The following is a 19771-nucleotide window of genomic DNA, read 5'->3' on the forward strand; positions in this document are numbered from 1 at the left end:
TAAGTATTAGTGCAAAAGCACAGGCAAGCAACTATCGCTTTTGCACCATTGAACCCAATGTAGGTTTGGTGGATGTACCCTTGCTGGCACCTTTCACCAATCCCGCAATATCCACAATTTCCAACAGAGTGGTACCTACTCAGATGGAAATTGTGGATATTGCGGGATTGGTGAAAGGTGCCAGCAAGGGTGAAGGTCTGGGCAATAAGTTCCTGGGCAATATCCGCGAAGTGGATGCCATTATTCATGTGATTCGTTGTTTTGAAGATGAGAATGTATTGCGTGAAGAAGGTGTTATTAATCCCGTTGGCGACAAAGAAATTATTGAGACCGAATTACAGTTGAAGGATCTGGAGAGTGTAGAGAAGAAAATGCAGCGCGTAGAAAAAATGGCACGCGTAGGTTCTGATGCCAAAGCCAAGGCTGAATTTGAAATATTACAGCGTTGTCAGAATCATCTGATGGCAGGGAAAAGCATCCATACATTGGGATTGAGCAAGGAAGAAAAATCTGCAGTAGCCGATTTATTCCTTTTAACCGACAAACCGGTATTGTATGTGGCGAATGTAGACGAAGCATCCATGCATACCGGCAATCAATATTCGGAGCAATTGAAAAAAGCAGTTGAGTCCGAAGGTGCACAGGTTATCATCATGTGCAACAATATTGAAGCACAGATTGCTGAACTGGAAAATCCGGACGACAAACAAATGTTCATGGAAGAATATCAAATGAAAGAACCTGCCCTAAACCGTTTAATTCAGTCTGCCTATAAACTATTGAACCTTGATACTTACTTCACTGCGGGTGTGCAGGAAGTTCGTGCCTGGACTATTCACAAGGGCTGGAAAGCACCACAGGCTGCAAGTGTTATCCATACCGATTTTGAAAAAGGTTTCATTAAAGCGGAAGTAATTGCTTACGAGGATTTTGTTAAATACGGAAGCGAATCTGCCTGCAGAGACAATGGACGTTTAAGAATTGAAGGGAAAGAGTATATTGTGAAGGACGGAGACATTATGCATTTCCGCTTCAACGTTTAATATGCTATCATTCTGGGAAAAAGACAGTTATTATGCCCACACCGATGTAATTATTATTGGTGCGGGTTTAATGGGTCTTTGGTCGGCATTGGAATTAAAGAAACATCGCCCCTCTCTATCCATTACCATTCTGGAAAGAAACAGTACTCCTTTAGGTGCATCAACGCGCAATGCCGGATTCGCCTGTTTTGGCAGCCTTACCGAATTATTGAGTGATGAAGCACAGATGGGCACCCAAGCCATGCTTAACATTCTGGAAGCCCGTTACAAAGGCATTCAGAAAATCAAATCCTATTTTTCTGAAACAACCATTCAATACGATCCCTGTGGAGGGTATGAAGCCATTCCCCATTCGCATGAAACGGCTGCGCATCTGGATGATCATATTCATTACTTAAACCAACTGCTCTCCCCTATCACAAATTTGGACAAAACTTTTACCAACCGGTCTGCACAAATGCAGGAAATTGGACTAAAAAACTTTGACCATTTGGTAGGCAATGTTTTGGAAGCAGGTATTCATAGTGGCAAACTGGTGAATGCATTAACTAAGCTGGTGATAGAAAATGGTGTACGTATTTTGTATGGACTGGAAGTGAAAGAATGGGATAGTAATTCAAACAGCGTTCAGGTTGAAACACAAAATGGAATAACGCTTAAAGCAAATCAATTAATCAGCTGTGTGAATGGATTCACGCAGCAATTGATGCCTTCACTGAATATAGCTCCAGCCAGAGGACAAATCATTGTCACCAATGCATTTGAACGCCTGCCTATGAAAGGAACATTTCATTTTGATGAGGGTTTCTATTACTGGCGCAGTCTCGGTAACCGAATTTTGATTGGGGGCGCACGTAACCTGGATTTTGAAGGGGAAGAAACCACCGACTTATTCGGCACAGAAAAAATAAGAACCCATTTACTGCATTTTTTGCGCGAACATATTGTAACGGAAGAAAGTATAGAGATAGAACAATACTGGAGTGGCATCATGGGATTTACGCCATCCAAAAAGCCGCTAACCGAATGGGTTGCACACAATACCATTGCTGCTATTGCTTGTAACGGCATGGGGGTTGCCCTCACGCCTGTTATTGCAGAAAATTTAGCAAAGATGGTTACTGCTAATCTTTAACTTTACTAAAAACTGAGCATGAGAACAGGAACTTTACTGATGTGGATGGTATTGGGATTTTTTTCCTGTAAAAGCGGGGCAGAATCAGAAACACAAGGCAGTGAAAATAAAACTATTGTGCAGGAGCCCGCGAATTTATCTTACCAGATACTCAAAGTTTATCCGCACGATACTTCTTCTTTTACGCAGGGTCTTGAATGGTTTAAGGATCAGCTTTGGGAAGGTACAGGTTGGTATATGGAAAGTAAATTATTGCAAACAGATTATACAACTGGCAAAGCCGTTAAAAAAGTAAAGTTGCCCGACAATGAATTTGGCGAAGGTATCACCATATTTAAAGACAAGATTTATCAGTTAACCTGGCAGGAACACAAAGTGTATCAGTACAATGCCAAAACCTTAGCAGTTGAAAAAACCTTTGACTGGCCTTACGAAGGATGGGGACTTACACATAATGATACAGCATTAATAATTTCAACGGGTGGCAGTAATATTTATTGGGTAGACCCTGCCAATTTCAAAATTGTAAAAACATTGGGCGTTACCGATAACAATGGGTACGTAGACAGCATCAATGAACTGGAATGGGTAGATGGATTTCTATATGCCAATAAATACCTTACCGACTATATTTTGAAAATCGATCCTGCAACTGGTCAGGTAATAGCGAGAATGAATCTGGCCGGTATCTTGCAGCAAACCAATCAACCCGTATCATCGAATACGGATGTATTAAATGGAATTGCTTACAGACCTTCCACCAAAACCTTTTTTGTTACAGGGAAAAGATGGCCTGCGATGTACGAGATAAAGCTGAATTAAATTTTTTCCATTACATAAATAACAGAACTGCATTTTGCAGGATTGCCAATGGCTGCAAGGTTAGACTTTAAGCCCTGTATAAAGGCAGATAAATAATTAATCTTGCCGGTTTTATACTGCTCGCTTAGCATAGCAACATAAAACGCATCAAACCACATGGGCTGCATTTTCACCATGCTGAATCCGTTTTGTGTGGCTAATTTTTGCATAGAAGCAGGCGAGAAATGGTACAAATGGCGCGGCACATCATAGGCAGCCCAGTCTTGCTGATAATGGCAGGCATCAGCAGAAGTGTAATTCGGAACCGCTATCACCAGCTTCCCTCCTTTTGGCAAACAAGTATGAAAGGCTTTCCAATAGCCGGGCAAATCATGTACATGTTCCAACACATGCCATAGGGTGATTACATCAAAACTATTCTCTGAAAACTGGTAGAGTTCATCTGGCAAAGACAATGACAAACCAAAAGTTTCAGCAGCCGTTTTTCTGGCATTCTCATCCGGCTCCAGTGCCCTTACCTCCCAGCCTGTTTTTTTCATGGTAGCGGCAAAAGCACCAACCCCAGCTCCAATATCCAGTAGCCTCCCTTTGGATAAGCCTGTGAATTGCTTAATCTGTCTGGCTTTTAAACCCAGCGTATAATTCCTTACCAAATGATACAATTGATTAATCAATCCCTTTTTGGTATTGGAATGTGAGATATAACTGGCAGACTGATAAAAAGCACCAATCTCATGAATTGCAGGAATATCCTGGGTAAACCGCAGTGAACAATCATGGCAATACCAGATATCAAAGTCTTGTTTACTAACAGTATGGTCTTGGGCTGATAAACCAAATTTAATGTTGTCTGAATTACAGGCAGGGCAATGAAAGAGATGAACAGGTGTAAACATAGATCTTGGTAGCATTAAACATAATAAAACAACAAAGCACCCAGACCTATCATTAATAGTATGACTGCATAAACCCACCAGTTATCGCTGGATTGAATCTGTGTATCCTGGCCGAGTAATTCTCTGATATCTTCTTCTTCCTGTTCGGTTAAATTTCTATCCGCATCATGGTTTATCTTAACCACTTCTTTTTTAACCATCTCAATAGACTCGTTCACTTTTACCTGAGGCAAAATATCCAGCAGATTCTTTTCAGGTGTAAAAAGAATATAACCGTTTTCTTCTTTTCTCATCATGCCAATTCCAGGTATTATTGCACCCTGTGGCGTAGTTAAAGAAGTTTTTATTTTATATACATAATCGTGGAATTGCTTAATGGCAGTCATCTGATCTACACCCATTTCTTCCGAAATAAAATCGAATAAGAACTTGTCAGAAGGAGGTGTTGCCTCCTGTTTAAAGCGAATAGCCGGTGCAGGTGCAAATAGAAAACCATTGGCACTATCCAGTTTAGCAGAATTCTGCTCAATCACAAAATTACCTATATCTGGTATGCTTAAACGATGATTCAGAACAAGGTATTTATGCAAATATTGATACATTCAACAGCTATTTATTGAAACGAATATACAACTCCTCCCAAAACATTGAAACCAAAAACCGGATATTGATTCCAGCGCTGATAAACATTGTTGAAAATATTATTCATCTGGATCCATGCATTCAACTTTGGTAATACACCGAATTCAACCCCCAGGTTCAAATCTGCGGCCGGAGAAAGGCGCATAGTGGCTTGCGAAAACTGATCTCTGTACAATGAGCCATTTCTATAAAAGATTTCCGATTTAATCTGTAAATCGCTCAGAGGCTTCCAAATAAGAGCCCCTGTAAGCTCTAGTGGAATCAATCCAAATGCATCCGTTGCTGAACTGATTTTACTGAAATGGTTATACTGCGCACCCGCGCTCAATGTAAGTTTTTCCTGAACAGCATAATTCATTTCACCGGCTAAATGAAAAACATTCATATTGGAATACAATATGTCAAATGACTTCCCATCTCCTAATTGATTAATGAAAAGCGGCTGATCTCTTAGCTGTCTGTAAGCCAATCGGGCATTGTAAGAAAAATGATTCCCTGTATTTCCCTTGAACCCAATGAATTGCTCTATCATCCTTGTATTCTTAATGGCATTGGGTAAGGCAATCCAGGGATTGAATTTTGTCAGAGAACGGAAACTATTCTTGGTAAAGCTGCCCTGAAAACCGGCTTCCAGTTGTAATGAAGTACCGGATAGTTTGCTTTGCAGGATTAAATTGGGTAATAATTGAAAATCTGAATTATCCCAGCTGGGTCTGATTCCTGCTTCCAGATTAAATGCATTGGAACGGAACTTAACGGATGGGGCCAATACGAATAAATTGTTTTTCCAGGCATTCACATTGGTTTTGTAATTAGCCAGGTCTGCTTGTAAAGCCAATTGCAGGCCCCATTGACTGGTCAGCTCTTTTTGAATGGGTGCATTCAATATCAGATTGTTCTCTCCCGCATTGTCTGCATTCGTAAAACGATTGAACTGGATAACCGGATTAAAACTGATGTTTGAAGCAGTAGGTCTTGTATTCTTTGCCCCCACTTCCAGTTGAAGTGCATTGTATACCAGTTGCAACTGATCTTTTGGATAAGTAAGCGTATTCGGCAAAAAACCATATCTGTATCGGGTTGTGCTATTGAAACTTGCCCTCGAAGTCCATTCCAGATTTTGCTTCGATTTAAAATGATTCAATACATCTAAATTGAATTTACTGTATTGCTGGGCGTACAATTTACCCTGAGAACGAATATAGCCAGCCTCAATTTGCGTAATTGAATTATGAATATCCCCAAAACTGAATTTAGCCTCTCCCATGAATGTGCTTAAATTACCCGCACCCAGTTTAACCTGATGGGAATTTTTCCATACCATAGGAGAATCGCTTGGCAAAGCCAATGGCTTTAGGGGTATGGGTTGGTAAAGGAAAAACAAATTAGATGAAGGCACTTTATACGTTAAGGGCAATCTGCTTGAATCATTAATACCCGTTGCAGCTGTGAAATTTATTTTTGCTGCATTTTGCAAGGAGGGCTTAAATGCAGAAGTAATAATTACAGTTTTGGTTGAACCGCTATCCTGACTATTGGGAACAGAATAGGCTACCGAAAGGCTTTCGCCTTTTTTATTCTGCGTTTGTGTAGTTTTTTGTTTAGCAGCATTTTTTCCGGAAGCAACTGATTTCTTTTTCTTGCTTTTAGCAGCTGATTTTTTAGTAGTTGCTGTTTTTTTAGCTTTCACGCTTTTTTTCTTTCGCTGCGCGGTAGCATCGGTTGTAAATGCAATTAGCAGCAAGACAATTAGAAAAATGGAACTTGGTTTCATGACAAATAATTTATGCTTGGCTACTTAATTGTTTTTTGATTTTTCTGTAAGAACAGCGTTTAGCTTGTTTGCTGCTTCCGTTTTCAGCTCTGGTATTATTGAATTTTCCGAAATGCTCTTATAGGTGGCTTCTGCATTAAAGAAATCCTTTTGGGTAAAGTAAATATCACCTGCCAACAGATAGCTTTTGGTTACCCAAAAGGTATAGGAACCAAATTTTTTAATTACTTCAAAACAAGTTTTCTCAGACTCATCCAGCTTTCCCGTTAAAAACTGGATCTCAGCAATTCTAAATTGAGACTCGGCGGTAATTTCAGATTTCCCCAAAGCGAGCAGACTCTGGAATCCGGAAAGCGCAGATGGATATTTCTTGTCGTTGAAATCGTTTTTTGCAATAACAAAACCCGCCATTAAACGATCATCATTGGCAATTCCTTTTTGTAGTAATAGTTCAGCAGCGTTTGGAGCAGCCTGAGCAAACTGTTGAGTCTTAAACTGACAGCGCAAAAGACCCCGCATAGCTTCCAATTTGTTCTCCTGCTGTAAGGCAATAGTCTTTACTAAAGAGTAGTAATTGGCTGCATTATTATAATCCTGTAAATCAAAATAATAAATTCTGCCCGCCTGTAAAGCACTTCTCTCTGCATATTTATTGGGAGCATCCTGTGCAACCGCTACATAGTACCCCAACGCTTCCTTGTTCTTTTTCTGTAACAATTTAATTTCCGCTAAAAAATAATTGGCTTCCACGGCATACCTGCCTTTGGGGAAACTTTGAATATAGGTTTTGAATCCAGATTCAGCTCCTGCATTGTCTTTCATTTCAAAGCGAATCATTGCAGATTTATAGGTTACGGAATCTGCTTCTATGGCACTTAATTCCTTCCCATTGGCTTCCATAAAGCTGATGTATTCCTGAGGCTTTTGTTGCTCAACAAAAATGTTACGAACATATTCTACGGAAGATTCCGCCTCAGGACTATTCGGATATTTTGAAATCAGTTGTTTAAACTGTTCTAATGATGCATCATTCCTGTTCAGGTTAAAATAGGCTATGCCTAGTTTTTGATAGGCCTGTGGATACAAAGCGGATGCTCCTTGCTGACTGGTTAATGTAACCAGAGGATCAATTGCTTTTTCAAAAGCTTCATCCGCAATATAAGTATTGGCAATTTCCAGACGAGTCTGACCAGCCAGACTTGAGTTGGGATACAATTGCAAGAGATTTTGTAAAAGTTCCAGTTTTAAAGTTTGATTGTTAGCCGCTCCTGCAATAATAGCTTTTTGATATGTGGCATAATCTGCAGTAGACCAGTTCAATTGAATAATCTGATCGTATAATTGAAGCGCCTGTCTGTTCTCTTTTAACATAAACGAGCAATCGGCTGCCCTTACAACCGCATCTCTGTCTATATTATTCTGAGCCGTAAATGGATTTTTATTTACCCATTCAAATTGTTCTTTTGCCAGTTTGTATTGTTCTTTTTTAAGTAAGCGTACCCCAAATTATATCTGGCGTTCGTGGGATTCACTTCTCCGTTTTTCTGAGGCGCTTTCAGGTACTGCTGCAAATAATTAATGGCATCATCCATCTTGCCTGAACGATAACTCAACTCCCCTTTCCAGAATAAAGCATAAGGTAAAAAACTGCTGTTATTGGAGGCATCCATCAGTCGGTCAAGTAATCCTTCTGCTTCATTGGCCCGCTGGTCATTCATTAATTCAACCGCTCTTCCGTATAACAAGCGAGGCAATAGTGCGGTGGCCGAAGCGGTTTTGTTTGGAAGCGACTCGTAAAGTTGCAATGCATCTTTATAATTACTGGTGTTAGCCAGGGTACTCACTAATAATTCCCTGGACTCATTCACATATCCGGAGCCGGGAAACTGATTAATAAATTGCTGAAAACTACTCACAGCTATGTCAAAATATCCCAGTTCGTAAGAAATTTTTGCATAATGAAAAAGAGAGACTTCCTTTTGAGACAGGTTGCTGTTATTGGCAGCACAGAACTGGAAAGCATTTCTGGCATTCTGCAAATCATTCATTTTTAAATAAGCATCCGCCAGTAAATACATGCTGTTCTGTTCCAGAGAATCTTTGGCTCCTCCAATCTGTTTGAATCCCTGAATGGCTTTGTTCCAGTTTTTGGCCTCATAGTAGCAATAAGACAATTCGTATAAATCTTCTCTTCTGATTTTTTCAGCTCCGGCAGCATAGGCTTCCAGATAAGGTAATGCTCGGGCAAATTCACGTTTCTGAAATAGCAAGTGTCCAACCAATTGTTTTAACTGCAAATCGTAATACTGTCCATTTTTTTTGATGGCGCTCTCACCGTAAGAGAGCGCTTTATCCCTGTCACCACTGAAATAGTACAGCTCTGTTAAATAAAAAGGAATTACATGCTGATAATCGGGATGTGATTCTGCAATTAACAAACACTCAATGGCCTGACCGTATTCTTTGTTGCTGAAAGCCAGAAATCCATAATAATAATTGGCATCAATATAGTTGGGATCCTTTGGCAATTGCCTGATAGCATTAAACAAGGGTCTGGCCTTTTCAAAATCCTGCTGCACAAAAAATGCATAGGCCTGATGAAATTTCATATTGGCAATTTGCCTGTTGCTTAAATTGGCAATGCCTACCTTGGCAAAATTGGTAGTAGCATTAACATAGTCTTTTTGCTGATAATAATATTCGCCTAAATAATAAGCTGTTAGTTGCTTGTAGGTATTGTGATTACTGGTCTTTAAATAATCTTCTGCCAGTGTTACCATTTCGGGCAAGCCCATTTGAAGTCCGCAGGAGATGTAAAGAAACTGTACTTCTTCTCTCTGTTGCTGAGGCATATTTGTTTCAGTAATTCCAGTATGAAATACATGCTTTATATAAGGGAAAGCTAAACTGTATTTTTCCTGTTGATACAAAAGCCTGGCCTGTTTTATAGCAGCATCCGGATCAGAAATTACAAGAGTTTCCTGGGCTTGGGCAATAGAGAAAAGGGCAATGAAACCTATAATCAGTGATATGGGAATTGTCTTCATGAAAGGGGTTATATATTACAAAGGTTTTTTTATTTACTCGTATTAAACTGTAAAACATTGTTAAAGATAAGTTTAGCAATTATTATGCCTGATTAAACCGTGTATTTGTGGAAAAACAGGATAAGGTTGTAAGTTTGTCAACAAAACAGAAGGATGTACGAACATATTACCACGGTAAGGGTTAGATATGCAGAAACAGATCAGATGAATATTGTTTATTACGGTAATTATGCGCAATATTTTGAAGTTGGCAGGGCTGAATGTATCAGAGCCCTGGGTTTTACATACAGAGAAATGGAAGAAATGGGTGTTCGTATGCCTGTAGTTGCCATGGAAACCAGATATTTAAGGCCTGCACGATACGACGACCTGATTTCAATTAAAACCATTTTAAGAACCCTTCCGGATTCACACGAAATTACTTTTGAAAGCGAAGTGTACAACGAAGAAGGCAAGTTATTAACCACAGGAAAAGTTACCCTCTATTTTATAGACAATGCAACCAATAAACGAACTGGTATGCCTGCTGCTTTAAAAGAGACACTGGCCCCCTATTTCCCTCCTCAATAAGCAAAATTAGCATGGAAAAAAAGTTTGCAGGCATTATTACCATTGGCGATGAATTGCTGATTGGACAAGTAGTTGATACCAACAGTAGCTGGATTGCCCAGCAACTGAATCAGGTTGGTATTTTAGTAAAAAAAAGGGTGGCTGTTGGTGATAACCGGGAAGATATCTGGGCAGCATTGAACAGCATGATAGAGGAAACTGACCTGGTTTTAATTACCGGAGGACTGGGACCTACTGCTGACGATATTACCAAACCCCTGCTCTGCGATTTTTTTGGTGGCAAAATGGTAATGCACCAGGAAACCCTGGACCATGTTAAGCATATCTTTGAAAATATACTGAAGCGCCCTATGATTGAGCGGAACACGCTTCAAGCCCAGGTTCCGGATATCTGTACAGTTTTAAAAAATGAAAAGGGAACAGCACCTGGAATGTTATTTGAAAAAAATAATACCAGAATCATTGCTATGCCGGGTGTGCCTCATGAAATGAAATGGATAATGATGAATCATGTACTGCCCAATATTCCGGATTGGTACAGTACAGGTTTTATTGTACACAAAACTTTACTAACAGCCGGAATTGGCGAGTCTTTTCTGGCAGAGAAAATAAAATATATTGAAGAAAGTCTACCCCAATATATTAAGCTGGCTTACTTACCTAATTATGGTATGGTCAGACTTCGGCTGAGTGCCTGGGGCAGCGATAAAAGCACTTTGGAAAAAGATTTAGATAACTATTTTAATCAATTGAAAACCAAGGCAAGTCTGTATCTGGTTACCGATCAGGACGAAACCATGGAACAGGTAATTGGCAGGTTATTAACTTCCCGGAAACAAACCCTTGCAACAGCTGAAAGCTGCACGGGCGGATACATTGCACACTTGTTGAGCAAACACGCCGGATCTTCTGTATTCTTTAAAGGTTCCATCGTTGCCTATGCCAATATTATTAAGGAAGAACTGCTGGATGTGCCGCATGAAACCCTGATAACAGTGGGTGCTGTAAGTAAAGAAACGGTTACCCAAATGGTACAGGAAGTAAGAATAAAAATGAACTCCGATTACGCAATAGCGGTAAGTGGCATAATGGGGCCTGGCGGCGCTACTGCAGAAAAACCGGTAGGTATGGTTTGGATTGCGGTTGCCTCCAAAGAAAACACCGTTGTAAAAGAATTTCATTTTAGATTTGACCGGGAAAGAAATATTGGTTTAACCGCCATTAATGCCCTGAACCTGTTGCGACAAATGATTGTGGATAACAGGTGATAAAAGAATGAGAATCAACTATTATCTTTGTTGATTAGTAGTGGATTGTGTATATTAACTATACCTTATTAACCCGCTTAAAACAGTAGTACAATATGGCAATAGCTGAATTGGTGATGCCCAAATTGGGCGAAAGCATAATGGAAGCGACAATTCTTAAATGGCATAAGAAAGTTGGCGACCATGTTAAATTAGATGAAATCGTATTGGACATTGCTACTGATAAGGTTGATAGTGAAGTTCCCTCTACAGTTGAAGGTGTTATCACTGAAATTTTATACAATGTAAACGACGTTGTTCCTATTGGAACGGTAATTGTTCGCGTTGAGACCGGCGCTGCACAGGTCGCGGCCCCTGCCCCGGCAGCAGCCGTTGCGGAACCTGCTTCTGCAGCTCCAGTTATGCCAGAACCAGCACCGGTTGTAGCAGCCCCTGCACCGGAACCTGCCCCTGCGCCTCAGCCAGTAGCACCTCCACCGCCTGTACAGGCACCTCCTCCTCCGGTTGCAGAAGTACCTTATACTCCTTCTGCCCCAATGGTAGAATTATTAAGCAAACCTGCATCCAATCGTTTCTATTCACCCCTGGTATTGAATATTGCCAATAGCGAAGGAATCAGCTTGAGTGAATTAGAGCGAATTCCTGGTACCGGAAGCGATGGACGCGTTTCTAAAAAAGATATTTTACAGTATATCTCAGATAAAAAAGCTGGACGCGTACCTGCATTCCAGGCAGCTGCACCGGTTTACCAACCTGCACCAGCACCTGTTCAACAAATGGCTGCTCCCGCAACTGCACCCGTTCCGGTTGCACCAGTGGCAACGCCTGCACCTGCAGCAGCTCCAATCCCGGCACCGGCACCTGTTGCACCTAGTGTACCAGAAACACCGGCATACCAGGAGCCAATTGTTCCTGTTGTTCCCGCACCTCAGCCTACACCTGCGCCTCAACCCGTTGTAGCAGCTCAACCAGCTCCACAGCCAGTAGTTGCGCAAACCGTAGCACAAGAACCTATCAAACCTGCATCCAGATTTCCTGAACAACAGTCAGCTGTTTATAGCGCCCCCGTTCCACCTGCACCACAGGCAGTTTATGCAACTGCTTCCAATAAAGTGAGTGAACCGTCAGGGGTTCAGGTTACCGGAGCAACTGAAATCATAGAGATGGACCGTATGCGCAAATTGATTGCCAAGCATATGGTAGACAGCAAGCATACCAGCCCGCACGTAACCAGTTTTGCTGAAGCCGATGTTACAAATATGGTAATGTGGAGAAACAAAGTGAAGAATGAATTTGAGCAAAGAGAGGGTACCAAGCTTACATTCACACCAATGTTTGTGGAGTGTATAGCCAATGTTATCAAGCGCTTCCCTTATATCAACTGTTCATTGGACGGAGATAAAATCATTGTGAAGAAAGACATCAATATTGGTATGGCTACTGCTTTGCCTTCTGGAAACTTAATTGTTCCAGTAATTAAAGGAGCGGACCAAATGAATATTGTAGGGTTGAGCAAAGCCGTTAACGGATTGGCAGATGCCGCCAGAAATGCGAAGCTGAAGCCTGAAGATACCACAGGCGGCACATTCACTTTAACCAATGTAGGAACTTTTGGTAGCTTGATGGGAACTCCTATCATTAATCAGCCACAGGTAGCAATCATGGCGGTTGGTGCAATTAAAAAACGCCCGATGGTTATGGAAGGTCCGGATGGAGATACCATTGCCATCAGGCATATGATGTACCTCTCTCTTAGCTACGATCACCGTATTGTGGATGGTAGCATCGGAGCGAGCTTCCTGACTGAAGTTGCCAAAGAATTTGAAAAATGGGATATCAATAAGAGATGGTTTCATTACCTATAAAATTGAAAAAAGCCCTGATCCTGATCGGGGCTTTTTTATACTACGGAATCAAGGTACAATCCCAAACTCCTGGTACCGGAACCTGGAACGTACTCACAGGCAGATTTAATATCAATGAACGATGGCATGTTTTCACTGAATTGCAGTTGCGTTCTCAGCAAACCTATTACCACTTTAACTATCATGAAGTAAAAGGGGGTATCGGATACAATTTTCTTCCCAATCTTTCGGGCTTAATTGGTACAGGCAGGTATGTTACTTATCCGGTTAAAGAAGAATTCGGGAGACCCATATTGGTGTCTGAGCAAAGGGTTTGGCAACAGTTGATTTATAACCAGAAAATCAATGGAATCAGAATTGAGCACCGCCTAAGAGCAGAACAACGCTATACTTCGGCCGGATACAGGAATCGATTCAGGTACAGGATTAACGCAATTATTCCCATCAATAAAAAACAAATTGGAGACAACACATTATTCATGTCAGCTTCCAATGAATTTCATTTTAACAATGAAAATGTGTTTTATGAACAGAATCGCTTTTACTTAGGTGCAGGATATCAATTCAACAAGAGTTGGAGTATGCAAATGGGATGGATTTATCGGGCTGATTATTTTAACAACCATCGGGCCCAATACAAAAACTTCATACAAACCAGCCTTCAATTTACGCTTAATGCCAGGAAAGGCAGCGCCCCGCGAGTAGTTGGATCGGTTGATTAATCAGCTGTAATAGATGGTTAATTTTCAATAAAATCTAACTATTCAGTCGCAATAAAAAAGAAAACAGCGTCGTGCCGTAATTGCGTACAAATGAAAACCCTTCAAATTTTTCGTAAGCATTTCTAGGGGTATGCTCCAATACAAAGAACCCACCTGGCTTAATCAGTTTTTGCTGAACAATTATTTTAGGTAGTTCATCTATGGTTCCCAAAGCATAAGGAGGACCTGCAAAAATAAAATCGAACTGTTTATTACAGGACTGAAGAAAGGCAAATACATCCATTTTCAACAACTGCAGATTCTCAATTCCCAGCATGGCTGCATTCTTTCCAATAAAAGCATGCATAACCGGGTCCTTCTCTACAATGGTTAGTTTTTCTGCACCACGGGAAGCCAGTTCGTAGCTGATACAGCCGGTACCTCCAAATAAATCCAGGGTTTCAATTCCCTCAAAACTCATTCTGTTTTGTAAAATATTAAAGAGTCCTTCCTTGGCAATATCAGTGGTAGGTCTGGTATGTGGCATATTGGCCGGAGGATTAATTCTTCTTCCACCCCATTTTCCAGAAATGATTCTCATATAGCGAGTTTAAAAAACGGAGCAAAAAAATGTGGAGGATACTCTTTGTGTACTTCCTGCATAACACCACTTGAAGGAATGGTATCAATCTCAATATTCGTATACACTTTTTTCAATTGCTGGTATAGTTCGGTATGTAAATCAATCATTCCGCTTAATTCAAGTATAGCAAAAGAAGTATCTATATTAAACTGTTGCGCAGTTCTTAAAATATAGTACAATGCGTCTTCTGCCATTTTGTAATTGAATGTCTGTATCAGCTGAATTTTACTCTCTTTAAAAATAGCAATGATAAAATGTCCATTGTAAAACTGCAGTTTAACAAATTGCTCTTCGTTTTTCCTGCGCTCCATTACATCGTTTAGCAATGAAGTGTACACATGGGAAGTTTGAAATATGATGAACTGTCTGGTCAATAATTCAGCCAGCGATTTCTTAATACGGTAAGTATTAATAAAACTACGGGTGGCAATCAATTTTTCATATTTCACTTCCATGCGGCTGCTTTCGCCATAAACCAGATTCAGGTAATCTTCTGCTGAAGTAGCCGTTAAAAATTTTTCAGGAACCAGTATGGATTCGGGAGTGCAAAAAAAGCAGGTTACCTGCTTATAAGTCCGGTTGAATAGTTTTGAAATGGTTTTGATTTCATAAAAGATATCGTTCCAGTCTTCCGTTTGGTCTTTATCTAAACTAAAGTATTCAAAAGCCACAATTGTGCCACTATCCAAAGCTTTAGACATGCATCGCATTTCCTGATCATCCAATTCTATGATGAGCTGAAAAGCGGTACCACTAATTGGGTCATTCTGATAAAATCCTGCTTTTTTTCTGGCCATTCAACTTAATTACGCTGCAATAATATATAAAAAAGCAATAAGACAGAACTAAGAAATTATGCGCTTTCAATTTACTAACTTCGCAAGCTGTCATGAGCAATCTTTCAAGTTTAAATCTTCAGGTTAACACAGGAAACAAAGCCATTTTAAGAATTGCGCTTCCCATATCTGCATCTATTGTAGTACCTCAGATTAACTTTATCACCAATAATATTTTCCTGGGTGGATTAGGACAGAAAGAACTGGGTATTGCCGGTATTACGGGAGTTTACTATCTAATGTTTGCCGTTATTGGAAATGGATTGAATAACGGATTACAGGCATTGATTTCCAGAAGAGCTGGAGAAAACAGAATAGACGAAATCGGAAGTTTATTCTGGCATGGGGTTCGTATTGCCATGTTCTTTGCCCTTTTTGGAATTCTTACCACCTGGTTTGTGGCACCCATGGTTTTAAAATGGTCATTGCACGATGAAGAAGGCATCAATATGGCCATTCAGTTTTTATCTATCCGCATCTGGGGTTTACCCCTTTTGTATATCTATCAAATGCGAAATGCTTTGCTTGTTGGTATTAATCAAAGCAAATTACTGGTATTGGGAACTGCAGCCGAAGCCATAGTAAATATTGTTTTTGATTATGGACTTATCTATGGAAAACTGGGAATGCCTGCCTTAGGATTCAATGGAGCTGCCTATGCTTCTATTATTGCAGAAGGCGCCGGATTATTGGCTGTTTTTCTGGTAATCCGTTTTAACGGGATGAGTAAAAAAATCAAACTATTCAAAAAAGTACCCTTCCAGTTTACTTATATAAAATTAATTCTGAACCAGTCTTATCCCCTGATTTTACAGCATGTAATCAGCATCATGAGCTGGGAATATTTTTATATTCTGATTGAACATCATGGAGCCAGAGACCTGGCTGTTTCCAATACCATGCGGAATCTCTTTGGATTCTTCGGATGCTTTACCTGGGCATTTGCCGCTACTACCAATACCATGGTGAGCAATGTAATTGGTCAGGGAAGAAAAGAGGAAGTAATTCCATTGATCTACCGTATACTGAAATGGAGCATGGGATTTGCCTTTGTTGTTTTTGTATTTCTGAATCTATTCCCCAGAGCATTCCTTGGCATTTATGGACAGGGAGAGGATTTCATTGAAGCAGGTATCCCTGTTTTGAGAATTGTATCTGTTGCCATGATTATCATGTCTGCGGCAACCATATATGTAAATGCGGTTACGGGTACAGGTAACTCTAAAATGAATCTATTCACAGAGATAGCAACAATTGTATTCTATCTCGTGTATGTATATATCGTTCTTGAAAAAATGAACCTGCCCATCACATGGGGATGGGCAAGCGAATGGTTGTACTGGTCTGTTATGTTTATTCCCTCGTTCTGGTATATTTCAAGTAAACGATGGAAAAAAATTAAGATCTAACAACATAGATCATCTGTAATTTTTGAATACTATCCTTTCAAATGATTTACCAGATCAATGTACTGTTGCATGGCTGCTTCCTTGGATAAGCCTTTCAACTTAGCCCAGGCTTCGTGTTTAAACTTAGCCACGAAATCAAACATATTAGCTGGCCCTTCTTCATTGTTATCACCTTCTGTAGCCTGCTTATATAAAGAGTATAGCTTCAATAAGGTTTCATTATCGGGTTTTTCGGCCAGGGTTTTGCTGTTGGCTACAGCTTCTGTAAAAATTAATTGTAAGTCCATATGGTTTTATTGTAATGATGCTAATAACTTGGCGCCTTCTGCTTTTAATGCCATATCATTGAAACTACGATTGGGCATTTTAACCAGCCGCTCCAATATTTCAATTGCTTTGGCTGGCTGACGGTTTTCCTTGTATGCTTTGGCTAAATCTAACTGATTGGTTACAAAATAAGGCTCCAGTGTACGGCATTTCTCCATATACAAAATGGCTTTGTCCAGGTCGCCATTGGGCAACCCTCCATAAAACAATTTAACAGCCGCTTTCTTAAACCCGGACAGTGTAACCATTTCATAATGCCATTTACCTAATGTATAGTTGGCTCTTGCATGATTGGGCTGAAGTAATACTGCTTTGTCTGCATGATCTTTCACCGACTTCACGTATGCCACAATTTTCTTATTATCAATATCCAGGTCGGTCATTTTTCCAGAAGCACTGGCCATGGCATAATGAGCATCCGCACTATTAGAATCGGCTTTAATAGCTCTTTCTGCATATGCTAGCGCAGATTCAAAAAAAAGTCGTTTGTTATTGGCATCTTTTTCTCTGCTGCCCATTGCAATTTCCAGTTCGGTTGCCTTTACAAGGTATTTGATACCGGAAGGCTCCTGTAAAAGAATCTGCTTATACTTTGCCAATGCTTCCGGTTCTTTTAGCTGTCGCTCAAAATTTTCGGCCTCTTTGGCCAGTAGCGAAATATCTTGGGCTATTACAAGATTCGTAAGACAGAAAAAAATCCCAATCCAAATTAAAAATTTTGTTTTCATATATTCTCTCTGTTCAATGTTAAAGACACGCCCAAACTACCTGTAAACTGAGGTACAGGTGGACGCATTTTTTCTACTGTGATTGTTACATAATCAGATAGAGAAAACTGTGCCAGAATATCGATGGCAATTTCAGCCACCAGGGTTTCCAGCAAGGGTGTCGGTATTGCCATTCTGCTTTTCACCAGCTGGTAAACAGCAGCATAATCAATGGTATCCTCTATATTCCTCGCAGGAAAATGATGAATGGTATAACCAATTTCAAGATTCACCTTAAAATCATTACCCAATATTTTTTCCTCTTCATAGAGTCCATGAAAAGCAAAAAACTGAAGGTCTTTTAAGAGAACGCTTGCTTTCGGCATGAATTAATGTCCAATAGAGGTTAAATATCTTTCTGCATCCAATGCAGCCATACATCCACTACCGGCAGCCGTTACCGCCTGACGGTAGTTTTTGTCCTGCACATCTCCTGCTGCAAATACACCAGGTACATTGGTTTTAGAAGTACCCGGAACGGTAGTAATGTATCCGGTTTCATCCATGTCTATATATTCTTTGAAAATATCACTGTTGGGCTGATGACCAATAGCTACAAAGAATGCACTTACCGGAATTTCCTGTGTGGAATTATCCTTGTTGTTTTTTATTCTTACTGCTTCTACTTTCTTATCTCCCAGAATTTCATCTGTTTCTGAATTCCAGTACACCTGTATATTCGGCGCACTTAACACACGATCCTGCATAATCTTACTGGCCCTCATCTGGTCTCTTCTTACAATCATATGAACTTTGGTGCAAAGCTTGCTCAGGTAAAGTGCTTCCTCAGCTGCCGTATCCCCCGCTCCTACAATGGCCACTTCTTTTCCTTTAAAAAAGAATCCATCACATACGGCACAAGCGCTTACGCCGTAGCCGTTCAAACGCTCTTCACTCGGCAATCCCAACCATTTGGCAGAAGCACCGGTACAAATGATTACTGCATCTGCATGTATTTCTTTTTCATCGTCTATCCACACTTTATGTGGCGTTCCACTGAAGTCTACTTTGGTAGCCAGACCATAGCGGATATCTGCACCCATTCTGCTGGCTTGTTTTTCAAAATGAACCATCATTTCGGGTCCCTGAATGCCTTCGGGATAGCCAGGATAATTTTCCACTTCTGTGGTTATTGTTAACTGCCCTCCGGGTTGAATACCCTGATATAAAACAGGTTTCATGTTAGCTCTTGCCGCATAAATGGCTGCTGTGTAGCCCGCAGGTCCGGAACCAATAATTAAAACCGATACTTTTTCTATAGCTGATTGTTCCATATTCGTTTTTTAATCTTTGCAAATGTAAGTTTTGTATTGGGAACCATATCCACAAAAAGCACCCAATGCCCCGTTGCTGATATTCCCTTTTACTACGCCCGGAGAAGAAAAAGGATTGCCAATGGACTGGAAAGCAAATTCCCATGTTCTCCAGAATTCATAGCTGGCTTTATCTATATTGGTAAGCTTAACGGTAATGGTATCTCCCAGTTTAAAAAAGCCATAGTTTTCTCTTTCAAAAGGCAGATTCCTGTTAACTCCTCTGTCGATGGTAATATTATATTTTTTACCATCAATAATATCATCATCAAACACACTATTAAACCCCGGGAAAAAAGGCTGGCTATTTACCTGTGTAAAATATCGGATATAGTTCCCCAGTCCGGGCGGATCAAATATGCTGCCTTTTAATACCCTGAAACTATCGTTGGCAGGGCGGTTGGGAACTTTGTCGGACCACAAGCTGTCGATGGTCTTGGTAATATTGGGTATGGTAGTGGTAGACAGGTACTCCTGACCATTGTGCCTGATGGTTAACTGATAGGTTTTACCCGTTTCTCCCAGCATCAAATTATTGAGTGGGCTTGTATAAAAAACAAGCCTGGCTCCACCCGATGTTTTTATTTCATTTTTTGCCAGCGTGATGGTTCTGCTTCCATTGCTTAATTGTACCGTTGCATTTTGTACATAGGAAGCAAAAAGCGTAGCTGTCGTAATAACTTCGTATAGCATACATTATACGAAGTTATCGG

At 40.4% G+C, this 19771-nt stretch carries 20 protein-coding genes; 8 read left to right on the forward strand and 12 right to left on the reverse strand.

Going from position 1 to position 19771, the window contains the following annotated elements; all coding sequences use genetic code 11:
• The 3 genes from ychF to P767_RS15865 form a co-directional block, all read left to right on the forward strand.
• Positions 1–1043, forward strand: a 1043-nt coding sequence (gene ychF / locus P767_RS15860; protein ID WP_051417119.1) for a redox-regulated ATPase YchF, incomplete at its 5' end; no start/stop codon positions are given.
• A gap of 1 nt (position 1044) precedes the next feature.
• Positions 1045–2178, forward strand: coding sequence for an NAD(P)/FAD-dependent oxidoreductase (locus P767_RS0104440; RefSeq protein ID WP_037351624.1), 1134 nt, complete (start codon positions 1045–1047; stop codon positions 2176–2178).
• 18 nt (positions 2179–2196) lie between these two features.
• The gene (locus P767_RS15865; RefSeq protein ID WP_051417121.1) at positions 2197–3000 is read left to right on the forward strand and encodes a glutaminyl-peptide cyclotransferase; all 804 of its coding nucleotides are present in this window, start codon (positions 2197–2199) and stop codon (positions 2998–3000) included.
• Here P767_RS15865 and P767_RS0104450 read toward each other — a convergent pair.
• The 5 genes from P767_RS0104450 to P767_RS0104470 all read right to left on the reverse strand — a co-directional run bounded on the left by P767_RS0104450 (position 2997) and on the right by P767_RS0104470 (position 9359).
• Positions 2997–3911: a class I SAM-dependent methyltransferase gene (locus P767_RS0104450; protein WP_245586831.1), complete on the reverse strand. Its 915-nt coding sequence runs from the start codon at positions 3909–3911 to the stop codon at positions 2997–2999. The genes P767_RS15865 and P767_RS0104450 overlap by 4 nt on opposite strands.
• Positions 3911–4498, reverse strand: coding sequence for a hypothetical protein (locus tag P767_RS0104455; protein WP_026763558.1), 588 nt, complete (start codon positions 4496–4498; stop codon positions 3911–3913). Before P767_RS0104455 ends, P767_RS0104450 begins: the two co-directional genes overlap by 1 nt.
• Positions 4499–4509: 11 nt before the next feature.
• Positions 4510–6312, reverse strand: a complete 1803-nt coding sequence (locus P767_RS0104460; RefSeq protein ID WP_026763559.1) for a TonB-dependent receptor — start codon at positions 6310–6312, stop codon at positions 4510–4512.
• A gap of 24 nt (positions 6313–6336) precedes the next feature.
• Positions 6337–7683: a tetratricopeptide repeat protein gene (locus P767_RS0104465; RefSeq protein WP_026763560.1), complete on the reverse strand. Its 1347-nt coding sequence runs from the start codon at positions 7681–7683 to the stop codon at positions 6337–6339.
• A gap of 71 nt (positions 7684–7754) precedes the next feature.
• Positions 7755–9359 carry a tetratricopeptide repeat protein gene (locus P767_RS0104470; protein ID WP_026763561.1) on the reverse strand — a complete coding sequence of 535 codons (1605 nt, stop codon included), beginning with the start codon at positions 9357–9359 and terminating at the stop codon, positions 7755–7757.
• 153 nt (positions 9360–9512) lie between these two features.
• Between P767_RS0104470 and P767_RS0104475 the strand changes: the two genes are divergently transcribed.
• The 4 genes from P767_RS0104475 (at position 9513) to P767_RS15870 (ending at position 13784) form a co-directional block, all read left to right on the forward strand.
• Positions 9513–9929: an acyl-CoA thioesterase gene (locus P767_RS0104475; protein WP_026763562.1), complete on the forward strand. Its 417-nt coding sequence runs from the start codon at positions 9513–9515 to the stop codon at positions 9927–9929.
• An 11-nt stretch (positions 9930–9940) separates the two neighbouring features.
• Positions 9941–11197: a competence/damage-inducible protein A gene (locus P767_RS0104480; RefSeq protein ID WP_037351625.1), complete on the forward strand. Its 1257-nt coding sequence runs from the start codon at positions 9941–9943 to the stop codon at positions 11195–11197.
• Between the two features lie 95 nt (positions 11198–11292).
• Entirely contained in the window at positions 11293–13062 is a 1770-nt protein-coding gene (locus P767_RS0104485; protein WP_026763564.1) for a 2-oxo acid dehydrogenase subunit E2, read from the forward strand.
• 2 nt (positions 13063–13064) lie between these two features.
• On the forward strand, positions 13065–13784 hold the full coding sequence (locus tag P767_RS15870; protein WP_172637510.1) for a DUF2490 domain-containing protein: 720 nt from the start codon (positions 13065–13067) through the stop codon (positions 13782–13784).
• A gap of 34 nt (positions 13785–13818) precedes the next feature.
• Here P767_RS15870 and P767_RS0104495 read toward each other — a convergent pair whose 3' ends face one another.
• Together P767_RS0104495 and P767_RS0104500 are read right to left on the reverse strand one after the other, a co-directional pair.
• The gene (locus P767_RS0104495) at positions 13819–14364 is read right to left on the reverse strand and encodes an RsmD family RNA methyltransferase (protein WP_026763565.1); all 546 of its coding nucleotides are present in this window, start codon (positions 14362–14364) and stop codon (positions 13819–13821) included.
• On the reverse strand, positions 14361–15203 hold the full coding sequence (locus P767_RS0104500) for a DUF3822 family protein (protein ID WP_026763566.1): 843 nt from the start codon (positions 15201–15203) through the stop codon (positions 14361–14363). The genes P767_RS0104495 and P767_RS0104500 overlap by 4 nt, the downstream gene beginning before the upstream one ends.
• Positions 15204–15295: 92 nt before the next feature.
• On the opposite strand from P767_RS0104500, the gene P767_RS0104505 reads away from it, so the two are divergent.
• A complete protein-coding gene (locus tag P767_RS0104505; RefSeq protein ID WP_026763567.1) occupies positions 15296–16651 on the forward strand; it encodes an MATE family efflux transporter in 1356 nt (451 codons plus the stop codon).
• Between the two features lie 29 nt (positions 16652–16680).
• Here the strand turns inward: P767_RS0104505 and P767_RS0104510 are convergent, their stop codons facing one another.
• From P767_RS0104510 to P767_RS0104530, 5 genes are read right to left on the reverse strand one after another with little or no spacing between them, the layout of a single operon-like run.
• Positions 16681–16938 carry an acyl-CoA-binding protein gene (locus P767_RS0104510; protein WP_026763568.1) on the reverse strand — a complete coding sequence of 86 codons (258 nt, stop codon included), beginning with the start codon at positions 16936–16938 and terminating at the stop codon, positions 16681–16683.
• A gap of 6 nt (positions 16939–16944) precedes the next feature.
• Positions 16945–17706 carry a tetratricopeptide repeat protein gene (locus tag P767_RS0104515; RefSeq protein ID WP_026763569.1) on the reverse strand — a complete coding sequence of 254 codons (762 nt, stop codon included), beginning with the start codon at positions 17704–17706 and terminating at the stop codon, positions 16945–16947.
• Positions 17703–18071 carry a dihydroneopterin aldolase gene (locus P767_RS0104520; protein ID WP_026763570.1) on the reverse strand — a complete coding sequence of 123 codons (369 nt, stop codon included), beginning with the start codon at positions 18069–18071 and terminating at the stop codon, positions 17703–17705. The genes P767_RS0104515 and P767_RS0104520 overlap by 4 nt, the downstream gene beginning before the upstream one ends.
• A gap of 3 nt (positions 18072–18074) precedes the next feature.
• On the reverse strand, positions 18075–19019 hold the full coding sequence (trxB, locus tag P767_RS0104525) for a thioredoxin-disulfide reductase (RefSeq protein ID WP_026763571.1): 945 nt from the start codon (positions 19017–19019) through the stop codon (positions 18075–18077).
• A 9-nt stretch (positions 19020–19028) separates the two neighbouring features.
• Positions 19029–19751 carry a DUF4249 family protein gene (locus tag P767_RS0104530; protein WP_026763572.1) on the reverse strand — a complete coding sequence of 241 codons (723 nt, stop codon included), beginning with the start codon at positions 19749–19751 and terminating at the stop codon, positions 19029–19031.
• Between the last annotated feature and the right edge of the window lie 20 nt (positions 19752–19771).

Origin of the sequence: Sediminibacterium salmoneum NBRC 103935, from assembly GCF_000511175.1 — a bacterium.
Taxonomy (GTDB): Bacteria; Bacteroidota; Bacteroidia; order Chitinophagales; family Chitinophagaceae; genus Sediminibacterium; species Sediminibacterium salmoneum.